8 protein-coding genes and 1 pseudogene are annotated in these 15,777 nt (G+C 64.8%); 6 read left to right on the top strand and 3 right to left on the bottom strand.

What is annotated here, in order from left to right; translation table 11 throughout:
- Window positions 1–55: 55 nt before the first annotated feature.
- Window positions 56–2,593 (bottom strand): PxKF domain-containing protein, encoded by a 2,538-nt coding sequence (locus GK109_RS11180; protein ID WP_157240444.1) that lies wholly within the window; start codon window positions 2,591–2,593, stop codon window positions 56–58.
- A 256-nt stretch (window positions 2,594–2,849) separates the two neighbouring features.
- On the opposite strand from GK109_RS11180, the gene GK109_RS11175 reads away from it, so the two are divergent.
- From GK109_RS11175 to GK109_RS11160, 4 genes are all read left to right on the top strand, one after another.
- The gene (locus GK109_RS11175; RefSeq protein WP_157240442.1) at window positions 2,850–3,476 is read left to right on the top strand and encodes a TetR/AcrR family transcriptional regulator; all 627 of its coding nucleotides are present in this window, start codon (window positions 2,850–2,852) and stop codon (window positions 3,474–3,476) included.
- 100 nt (window positions 3,477–3,576) lie between these two features.
- Window positions 3,577–5,094, top strand: a complete 1,518-nt coding sequence (locus GK109_RS11170) for an aldehyde dehydrogenase family protein (RefSeq protein ID WP_157240440.1) — start codon at window positions 3,577–3,579, stop codon at window positions 5,092–5,094.
- Window positions 5,095–6,738, top strand: coding sequence for a GMC family oxidoreductase (locus GK109_RS11165; RefSeq protein WP_157240439.1), 1,644 nt, complete (start codon window positions 5,095–5,097; stop codon window positions 6,736–6,738). It begins immediately after the preceding gene.
- A gap of 89 nt (window positions 6,739–6,827) precedes the next feature.
- The gene (locus GK109_RS11160) at window positions 6,828–8,429 is read left to right on the top strand and encodes an APC family permease (protein ID WP_157240437.1); all 1,602 of its coding nucleotides are present in this window, start codon (window positions 6,828–6,830) and stop codon (window positions 8,427–8,429) included.
- A 160-nt stretch (window positions 8,430–8,589) separates the two neighbouring features.
- Here the strand turns inward: GK109_RS11160 and GK109_RS11155 are convergent, their stop codons facing one another.
- Window positions 8,590–9,813, bottom strand: a complete 1,224-nt coding sequence (locus GK109_RS11155) for an ROK family protein (RefSeq protein WP_197432446.1) — start codon at window positions 9,811–9,813, stop codon at window positions 8,590–8,592.
- A 123-nt stretch (window positions 9,814–9,936) separates the two neighbouring features.
- Here GK109_RS11155 and GK109_RS11150 point away from each other — a divergent pair, with 123 nt between their 5' ends.
- Window positions 9,937–13,092: a glucan 1,4-alpha-glucosidase gene (locus GK109_RS11150; RefSeq protein ID WP_157240433.1), complete on the top strand. Its 3,156-nt coding sequence runs from the start codon at window positions 9,937–9,939 to the stop codon at window positions 13,090–13,092.
- Between the two features lie 63 nt (window positions 13,093–13,155).
- On the opposite strand, the gene GK109_RS11145 is transcribed toward GK109_RS11150, so the two are convergent.
- Complete coding sequence (locus GK109_RS11145) at window positions 13,156–14,385, bottom strand: ROK family transcriptional regulator (RefSeq protein WP_157240431.1); 1,230 nt, start codon at window positions 14,383–14,385, stop codon at window positions 13,156–13,158.
- Window positions 14,386–14,465: 80 nt separating this feature from the next.
- On the opposite strand from GK109_RS11145, the pseudogene GK109_RS11140 reads away from it, so the two are divergent.
- Window positions 14,466–15,742, top strand: a pseudogene (locus GK109_RS11140) (ABC transporter substrate-binding protein).
- The last annotated feature ends 35 nt before the right edge of the window (window positions 15,743–15,777 follow it).

Below are 15,777 nucleotides of genomic sequence, written 5' to 3'. Positions count from 1 at the left end.
GGTGACCGGGCCCCTTCTGTGCGGCGCACGTCCTTGGGCGCCGCCGCCGTTGGCGCTACTTCAGCTTGAAGTTGGCGCTGATCGAGGTACCGTCCTTTGCTGTCATCGTGAGCTGGTAGCAGCTGCCGGGGCTTGCAGGCGTCTTCCAGTTGTAGATGAACTGGCCGGCGATGGCGTCATAGCGGACAACGGTGCTGCCGGCCGCCGCTGTCGTCTCGATAGCATCGGTCTGGGCGTTCGGTGCACAGACGATGGTTCCCATGGTGAACTTCATCAGGTTGGGGTCCGTGATCTCGGTTTCGCCCGCAAAAACCTCGAACTTGGCCGGCACAGCGCTGCCGCCCTTGACCGTGTTCAAGACACCGCCCATGTCGATCGGCTGGTAGAAGCCCTTCATGGTCCAGGCCTTGACTTCGTAGGAGTGGGTAACGGTGGTGGTGTTGCCGGCGAGGTCCGTGGCCGTGGCCCTGAGGGTGTATTTCCCAACTCCCGTGCCGTAACCGGTAACCTCGCAGGTCCCAAGCACTCCGGACAGTGAATCGGAGGCCGAGCAGGTCGGCTCCGCGGGCGTCGACCCGTAGTAGCCGTCCGCGATGACCGAATCGAAGGTCACCGTGGGGGCCGTCTTGTCGATCTTGAGCGTGGTGGAGGTTGCGCCCGCAGCACGGACGTTGCCGGCGCGGTCCTTGAACTCGGGGCTTTGGACCGTCACCGTGTCCCCTTCGTCCGACGCTGTCACGCTCTTCGTCGCGTCAACCGGTCCGGACACGAGATCGGTGGCGCCGAAGGTGACCTCGACGTCCGTGTTGTACCAGCCGTCGTGGTTGGCTGCGGGGCTCGTGCCCACATAGCGGACCGTCGGCGCTGTCTTGTCGATCTTGAAGGACTGGGACGTGGCGCCCGCAGGCGTGATGTTGCCTGCGTTGTCTACGAATACCGGGCTCAGTACCTTAACATCCGCTGCCTCCCCGCTGGAGTACACCGTCTGCGAGGACGTCAGCAGTCCCGACGTCGCATCCGTTGCCGTAAAGCGGGCCCCGACGTCGGTCACGTACCAGTTGTTCTCCCCCAGCGTGCCTGATGCGACCCCGTCGTAGCCAACGGACGGCGCCGTCTTGTCGATCTTGAATTGCTGGGAAGCGGCGCCGGCAGGTGTGGTGTTGCCGGCGTTGTCCGAGAATGCAGGACTCTGGACAGTCACGGCTTCGCCTTCCCCGGACGAGGTCACCGTCTGCGTTGCGCTGAGGGGCCCGGAGGTGAGGTCCGTTCCTTTGAAGCTGGCCTGGACATCGGAGGTGTACCAGCCGCCAAAGCCTGCGGTTCCGGTTGCAGCGTCATAGGTGACGCTGGGGGCTGTCTTGTCGATCTTGAACGACTGGGAAATGGTTCCGTCGGGCACGGTGTTGCCCGCGTTGTCCGTGAACGCAGGGCTCAGGACCCTTACATCGGCACCCTCGCCGCTGGAGGACACCTCCTGGGAGGACGGGGCCAGTCCGGATGTGGCATCTGTTGCAATGAAGCGGGCCAGTACGTCGGAGGTGTACCAGTTGTCGTTGCCGGCCTTTCCTGTCGCGTCGGCGTAGCTCACCGTCGGCGCCGTGCCGTCTTTCTTGATGGGGACGGTGACTGTGCCGGCCGAGCCGCCGCTGCTGCTCGCGGAGCATGAGTAGTCAGCAGGCAGCTGGTCCAGCGCCACCGTCACGTCGTTGCAGCCGACCTTGTTCAGGGTGCTGGTCGAGTCGCCCTCGGTGACGGTCCACTTCAGCGTGACGGCGTTCCGGTACCACCCGTTCAAGCCGTCCGGCTGCGCCGCGTCGAGGGTATAGCTGATCCCGGGGGCCGTGCCGTCAACGATGTTGTACGTTACCGAACTCGCGGCGGTGAGCCCACCCTTGTCGGTGTAGCTGCAGGACGCTGTCTGGGAGCCGAGGCCGTTGGCGGCGTCCGGTCCGGAGAGCGCACCAAGCGTGGCGTTGAAGGAACTGGCGCCATCTTCCTTATCCGCCACCTGGCAGACAACGGTGGGGGCTGACCCCTTCGTGTAGGAGGTACCGGGCGTTACGCCGGACATGGTGAGGACAGGAGCTGTGTTTGAAGGGGCTGGAGCCACCACCGTCACGCCAAAGTTGACCGGCGTGACGTCGTAGGGTTCGCCCGTAGTGTTGGTCCCGGGCGTGGCAACGATGTTGGTGGTGCCAAGTCCCTTGGGCGTAACGGTGAGAGTGGTCTCCGCTCCACAGCTCCCGAAAGTCGCGGTGGCCGGAGATACTGTTGCCACGTCCGGATCGCTTGATACCAGGCTGAGGCTAATGGCTTCCCCGCCCTGGATCGTGCAGCCATTCGTACCGTAATCCGGGAGTTTGACCACGTACAGCTGGGTTGTGCCGTTAGAGCCACCGAGGTTCAACGTCATGGCTTCCGCGACGGTGTCCACCGTGGTATCCAGCCTGTTCGCGATCGCGTCTGCCCAAGCGACGCCGCCTCCAGCCAGCACCAGCCCCGCAGCCGCAACCGCCGCGGCCACCCGGGTGCCCGTCCGCCCCAGCAGGCTCCTATCCCCAGCAGCAGTCGTCCTACCTGGCGAATTCATCATGTGCGTCTCCCTAAGACCATGTGCCCACTGCGGGCGCAACGTACTTCAAGGTATGGGCTGAGGGGGCAACAGCACACGCGTAGTCGCACACCTGTCTTTGCTCTTTGAGTACTCGTTTTCTGAAGCGCACGCTGACCGGCACTACTTGGTTTTGGGCCTGCGGCCGGCCCGATGGCGACCGCAGAAAGGGCCAGGCCAGCCCCACGGCGTGAACCTCAAAGTGCACTCGTGAAGGGTTTGGCAATAGTCTGGCCAGATGGGGACAACCACCGTGAACAATGGCGAACAGATCGACAGGCAGTCCCGCATCCTCGAAGCAGCGCTCGATCTGCTGTCCCGTCACGGTATCTCAGGGGTGAGCATGCGTGCGGTGGCGCGTGAAGCCGGGGTGGCCCTGGGCCTGGTGAACTACTACTACGACGACAAGACCAGCCTGATCCGCGCGGCCCTGCGCCGGGTGGACGAGCACGATCTCCTGCTGGTTGCACAGGATCCGTCGTCTCCCCCGGACGAGCAGCTGCGCAAGTCCCTGCGGCGGGTAGCGGGCGCCGACCTGCTGACCACCCGCTACCTGTCCCTGCGCCTGCACCTTTGGGCCCTCGCCCAGGCAGACGAGGACTATGCACAGATCAATGCTGCCGCCTTCGACCGCTATATCGACGGCCTGGCGGCGCTGGTGTCCAACGCCCTGCCCGGGCTCTCCTGGGAGGAATGCCGCGCGCGGTCATCCGACATCGTGGTCATACAAAACGGCATGTGGTTGACGTCGCTCCTTGGCGTGGACAAGGAATCCATCCAGCGGAGCATCGCACGCACGGAGCAGATCGCCTTCGCCCCGCCGGGCGACGCCAGCAGCAGCCGGGACGCGCTCCAGGGGCAGTAAGGCACATCCCATCCCGGCGGCTTCCGCCTCCTCCGTAATCTTGAACGTCTGTTCAAGATAGGTATTGAACACTCGTTCAACCTCCGCTACTGTCCTCCGTATGACTTACGCCACACCGTCTAACGACGAGACAGCATCCACCCTCTTCATCAACGGCGCGTGGGAGCCGGCAGCCTCCGGCGCAGTACGCCAAATCCACAACCCCGCCGACGGTGAACTGGCCGCCACGGTCTCCGAGGCCGGCCGGGAAGACACCGAACGGGCCATCGCGGCGGCCCGGGCAGCCTTCGACTCCGGAGTCTGGTCAAGTGTTCCGGCGCCCGGGCGCGGAACCTTCCTGCTCCGGGTCGCCGCGGAACTCCGTGAGCGGCGGGAGAAGTTCGCCCGCGCCGAGTCACTGGACACCGGGAAGCGGATCGCTGAAAGCCGCATCGACATGGACGATGTCGCCGCCTGCTTCGAATACTTCGGCCGGCTCGCCGGGCAGCAGTCCGGCCGCGTGGTGGACGCCGGGGACCCCGCCGTCGTGAGCAAAATCGTCTACGAGCCCGTGGGCGTCTGCGGCCTCATCACTCCGTGGAACTACCCGTTGCTCCAGGCCGCGTGGAAGATTGCGCCCGCACTGGCCGCCGGCTGCACCTTCGTCCTCAAGCCGTCCGAGCTGACGCCGTCCACCGCCATCCTGGCCATGCAGCTGCTGCAGGACCTCGGCCTGCCGGACGGCGTGGCCAACCTCGTCACCGGCCCCGGCGCGGAGGCGGGTGCACCGCTTTCGGACCATCCCGCCGTCGACCTTGTCTCCTTCACCGGCGGCCTGGAAACCGGCAAGCGGATTGCCGCAGCTGCTGCCGGCACCGTCAAGAAGGTGGCGCTGGAGCTGGGCGGCAAGAACCCCAACGTGGTGTTTGCTGACGCGGACTTCGATGCCGCCGTGGACAACGCCCTCAACGGCGCCTTCGTCCACTCCGGGCAGGTCTGCTCGGCCGGCGCCCGGCTGCTGGTGGAGGAATCCATCGCCGAACGCTTCGTGGACGAGCTGGTCCGGCGCGCACAGGACATCCGGCTGGGCGGCCCGTTCGACGAGACCGCAGAAACCGGGCCGCTGATCTCCGCAGCCCACCGGGACAAGGTCCACGCCTACGTCCAGCGCGGCATCAAGGAGGGTGCCCGGCTGCGGTGCGGCGGCGCGGCGCCGGCGGGGGAAAAGTACGACGGCGGCTTCTACTACCAGCCCACCGTCCTGGACCGCGTGACAAGGGGAATGTCCGTGGTCGTGGACGAGGCCTTCGGCCCGGTGGTGACCGTGGAGACTTTCCGCACGGAGGACGAAGCCGTGGCCACCGCGAACGACACCATCTACGGACTGGCCGGCGCCGTCTGGACGCAGGATGCCGGAAAGGCGCAGCGCGTGGCGTCCCGGCTGCGGCACGGCACCATCTGGATCAACGACTACCACCCCTATCTCCCCCAGGCTGAGTGGGGCGGCTTCGGCCAGTCCGGCGTCGGCCGCGAGCTGGGCCCCACGGGCCTGGCGGAGTACCAGGAAGCCAAGCACATCTACCAGAACACCAGCCCCCAGGTGACCGGCTGGTTCGCTGGCCACGGCAAGGAGAACTAGATGCACTTCGACAACATCGAGGACCTCAGCGAGCGCGGATTCGACTACGTCGTCATCGGCGGCGGATCCGCCGGAGCCGCCGTCGCCGCCCGGCTGAGCGAGGACCCGGACGTGACCGTGGCCCTCGTGGAGGCCGGCCCGGACGACCGCAACATCCCCGAGATCCTGCAGCTGGACCGCTGGATGGAGCTGCTGGAATCCGGCTACGACTGGGACTACCCGGTGGAACCGCAGAAAAACGGCAACTCCTTCATGCGCCACGCCCGCGCCAAGGTCATGGGCGGCTGCTCCAGCCACAACTCGTGCATCGCCTTCTGGGCTCCACGGGAGGACCTGGACGAGTGGGAGTCCAAGTACGGCGCCGCCGGCTGGAACGCCGACGCGGCCTGGCCGCTCTACCGGCGCCTGGAAACCAACGAGGACGCCGGCCCGGACGCCCCGCACCACGGGGACTCCGGCCCCGTGCACCTGATGAACGTGCCCCCGGTGGATCCTGCCGGCGTCGCGCTCCTCGATGCCTGCGAACAGGCTGGCATTCCCCGCGCCAAATTCAACACCGGGACCACCGTGGTCAACGGCGCCAACTTCTTCCAGATCAACCGCCGCGCGGACGGCACCCGGTCCTCCAGCTCGGTCTCCTACATCCACCCGATTATCGAGCGCGAAAACTTCACACTCCTCACCGGCCTCCGCGCCCGCCAGCTGGTATTCGACGCGGACAAGCGCTGCACCGGCGTGGACGTGGTGGACTCGGCGTTCGGCCGGACCCACCGGCTCTCCGCGCACCGCGAGGTCATCCTGTCCACCGGCGCCATCGACTCCCCCAAGCTGCTGATGCTCTCCGGCATCGGCCCCGCAGCGCACCTCGCCCACCACGGGATCGAGGTCCTGGTGGACTCCCCCGGCGTGGGTGAGCACCTGCAGGACCACCCCGAAGGCGTCGTGCAGTTCGAGGCCAAACAGCCGATGGTGCAGACGTCCACGCAGTGGTGGGAGATCGGCATCTTCACCCCCACCGAGGACGGCCTGGACCGCCCGGACCTGATGATGCACTACGGCTCCGTCCCGTTCGACATGAACACCCTGCGGCACGGCTACCCCACCACGGAGAACGGCTTCAGCCTCACCCCGAACGTCACGCACGCCCGTTCCCGCGGCACCGTCCGGCTGCGCAGCCGCGACTTCCGCGACAAGCCGATGGTGGACCCCCGCTATTTCACGGACCCCGACGGCCACGACATGCGCGTCATGGTGGCCGGCATCCGCAAGGCCCGCGAAATCGCCGGGCAGCCCGCCATGGCGGAATGGACCGGGCGTGAGCTTTCGCCCGGCATCGAGGCACAGACCGACGAGGAACTGCGGGAGTACATCCGCAAGACCCACAACACCGTCTACCACCCGGTGGGCACCGTCCGGATGGGCCCTTCCGACGACGACATGTCACCGCTGGATCCCGAGCTGCGTGTCAAGGGCGTCACCGGCCTGCGCGTCGCCGATGCCTCGGTCATGCCGGAACACGTCACCGTCAACCCCAACATCACCGTCATGATGATCGGCGAGCGCTGCGCGGACCTCATCCGCGCCGGCCGGTCCGGCGACACCATGACCATGGAAGAAATGGAGCTCACCGCGTCCCTCGCCTAAGCGGCAAGGTCCCGGCGGCGGGCATCAACCTTCCATGCGCCACAGCCGGCCGGTCATCATCATCGTGCTTTTCTGATTTAGGAGTCCACATGGCGGAACCCAGCAAGAGTATTGATTCAAGCGGCATGGACGAGTTTGGCTACACGCAGACCCTGGACCGGAGCATCGGCAAGTTTGCCAGCTTCGCGGCAGGCGTCAGCTACATCTCCATCCTCACCGGTGTATTTCAACTGTTCTACTTTGGCTTTTCCATGGCCGGCCCGGCGTACGCCTGGTCCTGGCCCCTCGTCTTCGCGGGCCAGCTGATGGTGGCATTGTGCTTTGCCGAACTGGCGGGCCGCTACCCGGTGGCCGGATCGGTGTATAACTGGGCCAAGCGGCTCGCCTCCGGGACCTGGTCCTGGCTGGCGGGCTGGCTGCTGCTCATCTCGTCCATCGTGGCGCTCGGCGCCGTGGCCCTTGCCCTGCAGCTCACCCTGCCCCAGCTCTGGTCCGGCTTCCAGTTCGTCGGTGATGGCACCGGCCCGTACGATTTCGCCATGAACGGTGTGGTGCTGGCCAGCATCATGATCGGTATTTCCACAATGATCAACGCCTTCGGCGTGAAGCTGATGACCAGGATCAACAGCATCGGCGTCTTCGTGGAACTGATCGCCGCCGTACTCCTGATCCTCGCACTGGGCTGGCACGTGATGCGTGGGCCTGAGGTCTTCTTCGACACCGCAGGCTTCGGGGAGAGCCACGACCTTGGCTTCTTCGGCGTGTTCCTGATCGGCGCCATGGCCTCCGGCTACGTTATGTACGGTTTCGACACAGCCAGCTCCCTCGGAGAGGAAACCAAGGACCCCAAACGCACGGCACCCAAGGCCATCCTGCGTGCCGTCACGGCATCCTTCGTGCTGGGCGGGCTGATCCTGCTCTTTGGCATCCTCGCGGCTCCGGACCTGGCCGACCCCAAGCTCGGGGCGGCCGACGGCGGGCTGCAGTACCTGGTGCTCTCCGTCCTCGGGGGCCCCTTCGGCAAGGCATTCCTCGCCTGCATCGTGGTGGCCGTGGTGGTTTGTACCCTCGCCGTCCACGCCGCCGCGATCCGCATGATGTTCGCCATGGCGCGGGACAACAACCTGCCGTTCAGCCGGCAGCTCGGCAAGGTGTGCCCGGTCCGCCGGACCCCCACCGTCGCTGCCATCGTGATCGGCGTTATGGCCGTCATCCCGCTGCTGGTCAATGTGATGCAGCCGGCAATCTTCACCATCATGTCCAGCATCAGCATCGTCCTGATCTACCTGTCCTACCTGCTGGTCACCGTTCCCTTGCTGCGCAACCGGCTCCTGAAGAAGTGGCCGCTTGCCGAGGACGGCTCCGAGCCCGGCTTCAGCCTGGGCACGTGGGGACTGCCCGTGAACATCCTCGCGGTCCTGTGGGGCGGCGCCATGACGGTGAACCTGGTGTGGCCGCGCCAGGAGATCTACAACTCCGTGCCGCCGTTCGAGTGGTACCTGCAGTGGGGCGGGGTGCTTTTCGTGGCGGCGGTCGCCGGCGGCGGGGCCCTGCTGTACCGGCTGAAGATCCGCCATCAGACCGGGGTGCTGGCGGAGCACGCCGCGGCAGTCGCGGCGCACCCGTCGTCAGGTCCGGTAGTTCCGGCGGCTCCGGAAGAACTGGACGTGGTGGACGCCAAAGTGCATTAGGGCAAGTGTCCTAAACCGTCAGCTGACGGTCTTCAAGGAAGGGGCGACGACGGCACTCACCTCAGTGCCGCCGTCGCCCCTTCCTTTAGCGTTCCGCCAAGGCCTCCATTGATAGGCGAACCACCGTCACACGGATCGCTACCCCTGCCAGGATTCTGTCCTAGTCCAGTAACAATGCAAAGGCGTGGTCAAGCGCGACCCGGACTGCCCCGCGGAGGGCCGCATGGTCAGTGAGTGTCGAGGCGGCGAGGCGTGGGTGAGCGGAATTAAGCTCTTTCAGCTTTTCGTCGAGCGACGGGATGAGGACATCCCCCGCCCCTGCCGGGCCGCCGGAGAGTACGATCAGCTGGGGATCCAGGAGGGTAGCTACAACAGCAATGGCACGGGCTGTGCGCTCCGTGACTATATCGATCACTTCGGATGCTGCGGGGTCGCCCTTCCGGGCCGCCTCGATCACCATCTCGGCGTTCACCGCGGCCGGAACTCCGCCGCAGAGACGCAGCAGCTCGCTGCTGTTCGGGGATCCCGGCCGCTCGCCGTCCAGTATGTCTGCGGCAGCAATAGCCCCCAGTTCCCGGCACATGCCGCCAATGGCGTCTGTATTCCCTACGCCTTCCACCAGTTCGAGGAACCGCATTTCACCGGCTGACCCTCCGCCGCGAATGAGCCGGCCGCCAATGTAGATCCCGGCACCCAACCGCTCGCCGGAGAGGAGCACCACGACGTCATCGAGGTCCTGGGCTACGCCGATCCAGCGCTCGGCGATGACAGCGAGGTTGGCGTCATTGTCGACGATCAGTGGCCAGTTGAAGTCCGGTCGGAGGGCTAGGCGGAGGTCCAGGGAGGAAAGCCCCGGCAGGTATGACTCCAGCGCAACCGCATGTCCGTTTGGCCTGACGGGGGCAGGCACTGCCATCCCGGCCGCCATCACCTTGGACGGATCCACGCCGGACCGGGCCAGGACTTCCCGTGTGGCCTTCCGTGCGACCAGTAGGCGTTCAGGCGCCCCGAGGTGCTCGTCGCGCCACTTTTCTGACCATTCGGCGACGATGGTGCCAGCGAGGTCGGACAAGCACAGCTGCAGTTTTGTGGCTCCGAGGTCGATCCCCAGCACGTAGCCGGCCCTGGCATTCAGCCCGAACCGTCGTGATGGGCGTCCGCTTCGCGTGGGCAATCCCGGGCGGGTCCCGTCTTCGGTCAGCCATCCCAGCTTGAGCAGTTCGTCGCAGACGGCCAGGACGGTAGGCCGTGAAAGGCCGGTCGCTTCCATGAGGCCGCTGGCATCCAGTTTGGCGCCGGAAACGAGGGCTCCCATCACGGCCGAGGCGGAGATCTTGCGGAGCACGGGGAGCGTGGCCTCCGTTTTTCTTGTGCTGTTTTTCAACGCCATCCCTTGACCGGCTTATGTACTGCTCACCATACTAGGGGTGCGTTTATTAACGGCTTTTATATATTCGTCCCGAGAGCACTGATGGGGATACCAGGTGCTCAAAAACCGAGGAGAGCAATGAAGCATCACCTTAGAACGGGCTGCGCCGCCGTCGCCCTTGCAGTTGCGGCGTCGACTGTCGCCTTTTCCCCTGCCAGCGCAGAAGCAGAACCCGCGCCGGGGGCGCCGGGGGCTTCCGCGACGTGGACAAAAGGCGACAAGGAGGGCGTTGGCTCGTCCGTCAGCACAGCTTCGAAGGTCTGGTACACCCTGACAGAGGGGACCCTCAGCGAGGTGTACTACCCGCGCGCAGACACCCCCAATACCCGCGAACTCCAGTTTGCCGTCAGCGACGGATCCCGCACCCAGCGTGAGAATGAGGACACGACCCGGCGGGTGGAGCTCGCTGACCCGCAGGCGCTGAGCTACCGGCAGATCACTGAAGACAGTGCCAGTCGCTGGCGGTTGACGAAAACCTATGTGACAGACCCGCAGCGCTCTGCTGTGATGCTCGGGGTTACCTTCGAGGTGCTCGACGGCGGGAATTACCAGCTCCATGCCCTGTTCGATCCTTCCCTGGCCGGCACTTCCGGCGGGGACTCCGGCAGGACTGTCGGTAATGCCCTGGTGGCAGAAGACCTTTCCATTCCGGACACCCCGGTTGCCTCCGCAGTGGTTTCAAGCTCAGGATTCAGCGCCACCAGCACCGGATATGTCGGCACCAGCGACGGCGGAACGGACCTTGGTGCAGATGGCAGACTCGACGGCGCCTACACCGGCGCCGGGCCCGGGAATATCGCCCAGACGGGAACGATCGCGCTGACGGGAGCAAAGACGGAATTCTCCCTTGCCCTGGGCTTTGGCGCGAATGCGCAGGAGGCCCTCGAGACCGCAAACGCGAGCGTGAAGCAAGGCTTCCCCAGAGTGTCGAAGGAGTACACCAAAGAATGGAAGCAGTACCTGCAATCCCTGGACAAGCCGGCCAAGGCCCTGGACGGTGATCTTCTGACGCAGTACAACGTCTCCCTGATGACGGTCAAAGCCCATGAAGACAAGACCTTCCCGGGGGCCTTCATCGCATCGCTGACCACGCCGTGGGGGCAGGTAGCGAACGCCGAGCAACACCGTGAGGGATACCACGCGGTGTGGGCACGTGACATGTACCAATCGGTGACTGCCCTGCTCGCTGCCGGGGACGAGGAAGCTGCCCGCCGCGGCGTTGAGTGGCTGTTCAAGTATCAGCAGTTGCCGGACGGACATTTCCCGCAGACGTCGAAGGTTGACGGAACCGTGGGCCAGAACGGGATCCAGTTGGATGAAACAGCGTTTCCCATCCTGCTGGCGAGCCAAATTGGACGCACAGATGCTGACTTCTACGCCAAAGAACTCAAGCCCGCAGCGGACTATCTTGTTGCCGCCGGCCCCAAGACCCCGCAGGAACGCTGGGAGGAAACAGGCGGATATTCAACGTCGACCCTGGCGTCGCAGATCGCCGCCCTGGCGGCTGCCGGAGACATAGCAGAAGGGAATGGTGACGCCGCTTCCGCTGCGATTTATCGGGCCACTGCGGACGAGTGGCAGCGCAACACGGAAAAGTGGATGTTCACGACCAACGGACCGGTAGGTGACGGCAACTACTACTTGCGCATCAGCGGAAGCGGCGACCCCAACGATGGCGCTGTCCGCGACTGGGGCAACGGTGCAGGCATCCATCCGGAGAACGCCGTGCTGGACGCCGGCTTCCTGGAGTTTGTCCGGCTTGGCGTGAAGCCGCCCGCCGATGCGCACGTCGCGGATTCCCTTGCCGAGACAGACGCCTCCATTTCACAGGACACCCCAGGCGGCCGCATGTGGCATCGCTACACGTACGACGGCTACGGGGAAAAGGCCGACGGTTCGCCATGGGACGGGACCGGAATCGGACGACTCTGGCCGCTGCTGACCGGTGAGCGGGGCGAATACGCGCTGGCTAACGGTCAGGATGCGCTCCCGTACCTGGCAACCATGCACTCCGCAGCCAACGACGGATTCATGATTCCCGAGCAGGTTTGGGACCAGGATGAACCGACAACTTACCGCCACGAACTGGGTCGCAGCACCGGCTCCGCCTCGCCGCTCTCGTGGGCAATGGCACAGTACGTGCGGCTTGCTGCGGGCATGGAAAACGGATCACCGGTTGAGACACCGCAGAACGTTGCTCGGCGGTACGGTTCAGGCGCTGTCGCCGAACCCGCACTTACGGTCGAATCACCTGCCCAGCTCAGCACTTCCGACTCCCCCAGCACCACTGTCGCTGGCATCACGGCTGCAGCCAAGGTATACGTTTCCGTCAACGGTAATGTTGCCGAGGCCCCGCTTACCCCGACGGGCGACGGCACATCCAAGTTCTCATTGGACGTATCCCTTACCGGCACCAAGAACACAGTGACCGTAGCCGCCGTGGGAGCCGACGGCGGCACTGCCGTCGAGGACCGGACCGTCCTGCATTACGGCACCCGCATCGGCGGACTGCAGGACCCGTCTGGAGATGACAACGGTCCTGGAAGCTACACCTACCCGAGCAACCCGGCCTACGTCCCCGGCGCCTTCGACCTCACTGACGTCGACGTCTATGATGCCGACGATAACTACGCGTTTGTCACCACCATTGCAGGCGAGGTCACCAACCCCTGGGGCGGTCAGGGCATCTCACACCAGCGGATCAACGTCTACCTCAGCAACGGCGATACGACCCCCACCCCGGCCCTGCCGGGCACAAACATGAACGTCGAAGATGCCTGGGATTCCGTCGTTGTCACCGACGGTCGCTTCGACGGGGCGGGCGTTTATGCTCCTGACGGAACCCGCACGTCAGCCGTGACACTGCTGACGGTGCCGGAAGCCCGCCAGATCGTCACCATGGTGCCCAAGGCTGGCTTGGGCAACCTGAATCCTGCCTCCGCAAAATTCGCCGTTGCCATGTTTGGAAACGCCGAACCAGGTGAGGGCATCGGCAACGTACGTCCCGTCTACGACGGCGGATACTGGGCGGCCGGAGATCCGTCCTGGATCAAGGAGTGGCGCTTCGGCGGCGGCGCCGGCGTATTCGACGGCAGCACACCTTCACGGGATACCGACACCAGCGATCCAAATGCCCTGGATGTGGTTGTCCGCGAGGGCCAAAGCCAGGCCGCGGTTCTTGACTGGCAAGCAGCATCACCCGTTGTGGTTCCCATGGTCGGGCTGAAACCATAAGTCCTAATCTCAAGGCGGGGCCGGAAAACTCCGGCCCCGCCTTCCTCATTCGGCATACCGGTTTCACTGGAGTTTGCCCCGCAGCTCTTCAGGAACGGGCGGCCGCGGGAGGAACGCGCCAGGTTCGTGTTTGATCCGTGTCAAAGCGGACTCGATGGCGCCTCTGACCACCACCTCCGCTCCCAATGTGCTCGCAACGAGTTCCGGCAGCGGCAGGTCCGAATCCGTGCGCAGCAGGGTGCGTGCGTGTTCGAGGACAGGTTCGATGGCCCGTGAAATCCCTCCTGCGATGATGACGCGTTCAACGTCCAGAAGGCTGGAGAGCACAACCGCAATCCGCGCCAGTCGGTCCCCGAGCCGGGCGATGATGTCCGCCGCGAACGGATCTCCCTCGCGGGCTGCCTGGAAGACGTCCTCCGCGGTGATTTCCCCCTCGGGGATGTGCCGCAGCATGGTTTTGCCCTCGTATGAGTGAACGCGCGAGCGTGCCCATTTCCGCGCAAGTGCGCCAAACCCGTCCGTGCCCCCTTCGTCGGGCACGAACTTGCCGGCGGTAAGAGTGTCGAGGAATCGCATCTCGCCTGCGCCGCCCCGCGGTCCTCTCAGCAAGTGCCCATCGACGATCAGGCCGGCGCCGAATCGCTCGCCTGTCAGCAACGTTGCTTGATTAGCTGACGGGTCGTGGGCGCGTTCGGCGATAGCGGCGAGGTTGGCGTCATTCTCGACGATGACCATGCCCGGCAGATGGGACGCGAAGCCGGAATTCATCAGATGCCAGAAGTCGCCTTCGGGGGACATGCCATAAGCGTCGATCGGCGCGGGAACGCCGACGACGGTAAGTAAGACGTCGTCGAGGGTGCGTCCGATGTCGCGGAGGGTCAGACGGATCATCTCCCGTGCACTCGCACCGCGGCCGGCACGCCCCAGCGCATGCGAGTCAATACTTTGTCGACGCGTGTTCAGCTCGCGGCCGCGCAGGTCGGCGACGATCGCCGTGAAGTAGGACTCCCCCGCGTCCAGCCCAACAACAACACCGGCAGCCTCACGCACTTGGTAGCGGCGGGCCGGCCGGCCTTTGTGAGTACGGCCATCGGACTGCCCGTCCTCCACTTCCTCAAGCCAGCCAATGTCGACCAGACCGTCGCAGACGCCGAGTACCGTGGCGCGTGTCAGCCCGGTCGCGGCCATGGCCTCTCCGGCTGTGAACACCTGTTCCTCGAGGGCGAAGCGAAGCAGTGCATCGGAGTTGATTTGCCGCAACAGCTGCGTTGAGCTCGCCGACGTCGTATTCATCCCTTGACGATATCGCCCGCATCCCCCATCCTCATATAGGACCTAAATATAAGATCCAAATAAATTCGACTTAGGAGCCGATGTTGCCACCTTTGACGTCCGCCGGGACGCGAGTCTCCCGTCGCACCTTCCTTGCCGCTTCCGGGGGGCGCTGGCCGCTTTCGCCCTGGCCGGTTGTGCACCGGGAGGCACACGCCCCACCGTCACGTTCCACCAGTCCAAACCTGAAGCTGTCCCATACTTCCGCGATCTGGCGGCAAAGTTTTCCGCGTCGCAGGACCAGGTCCGCGTCCTGCATGACATGGCGACAAATCTTTCTGCCAGCTTTGTGCGCAGCAGTCCGCCGGATCTCGGTTGCCTCAACTACAACCTTGAGATGGCCAGGTTCATGGAGCGCGGGGCGCTCTCGGACCTTTCGGATCTTCCGGCAGCAGCTTCCATCCGGGACGACGTCCTCGACCTTACGAACTGGTATCCCACCTACCCGGGCCGTACGAGCGTCATCCCCTACTCGGTCATGGCTGCCTCAGTCATCTACAACCGCCGCATCTTCGAACAGAACGGGCTGTCCGTCCCGACAACCTGGGATGAACTGATCGAGGTCTGCGAGGTGCTCAAGGCAGCCGGCATCACACCGATCTACGGCACTTTCCGCGACCCCTGGACGATTGCCCAGGGCCTGTTCGACTACACGGTCGGCGGCATGGTCGACGTGCGCGACTTCTACAAGGCAATGCACCGGATCGGCGAGAAGGTCGGACCGGATTCCGAGGTGTCGTTCCAGAAAACGCTGCTTGAGCCAGTGAAGCGCATGGTCCAGCTGACGTCGTACGTCAACCCCGATGCGTCCAGCCGCGGCTACGGGGACGGCAACACTGCCATGGCGCAGGGGCAGGCAGCGATGTACTTCCAGGGGCCGTGGGCCTTCGGAGAGATTGAAAAGGCCGGCACAGATGTGGATCTCGGCACCTTTCCGCTGCCGATGACCGGCGACCCCGCCGACCTGAAGGTCCGCGTTAACATCGACCTTTCGCTCTGGGTTCCCGAAGTCGCCAACGCCCAGGAGGGTGCCCGCGACTTCCTTCAATACCTCATGGAGCCGGAGATCCAGAACTCCTACAACGCCGAATTCCTGGGCTTTGGCACCACCAAGGACGCGCCAGCGGTGACCGACCCCCGGATCGTTGAGATGCAGAAGTACTACGACGACGGCCGCTTCTACATGGGAGCCTCACAGTTCATTCCGAACTCCATTCCCGCCGCGAACTATCTTCAGTCGATCATCGGCGGCGCCGACGTCGAGAGCACGCTGCGCCGGCTTGACGCCGACTGGGCGCGCCTGGCTTTCCGCGCGTGACCACCACTTCCGTTCTAATGCACGAAACGAGGACC

The organism is Pseudarthrobacter sp. GA104 (genome assembly GCF_009741265.1).
In the GTDB taxonomy this organism is placed as follows: Bacteria; Actinomycetota; Actinomycetes; order Actinomycetales; family Micrococcaceae; genus Arthrobacter.
This window is presented reverse-complemented; position numbering and strand designations above follow the sequence as displayed.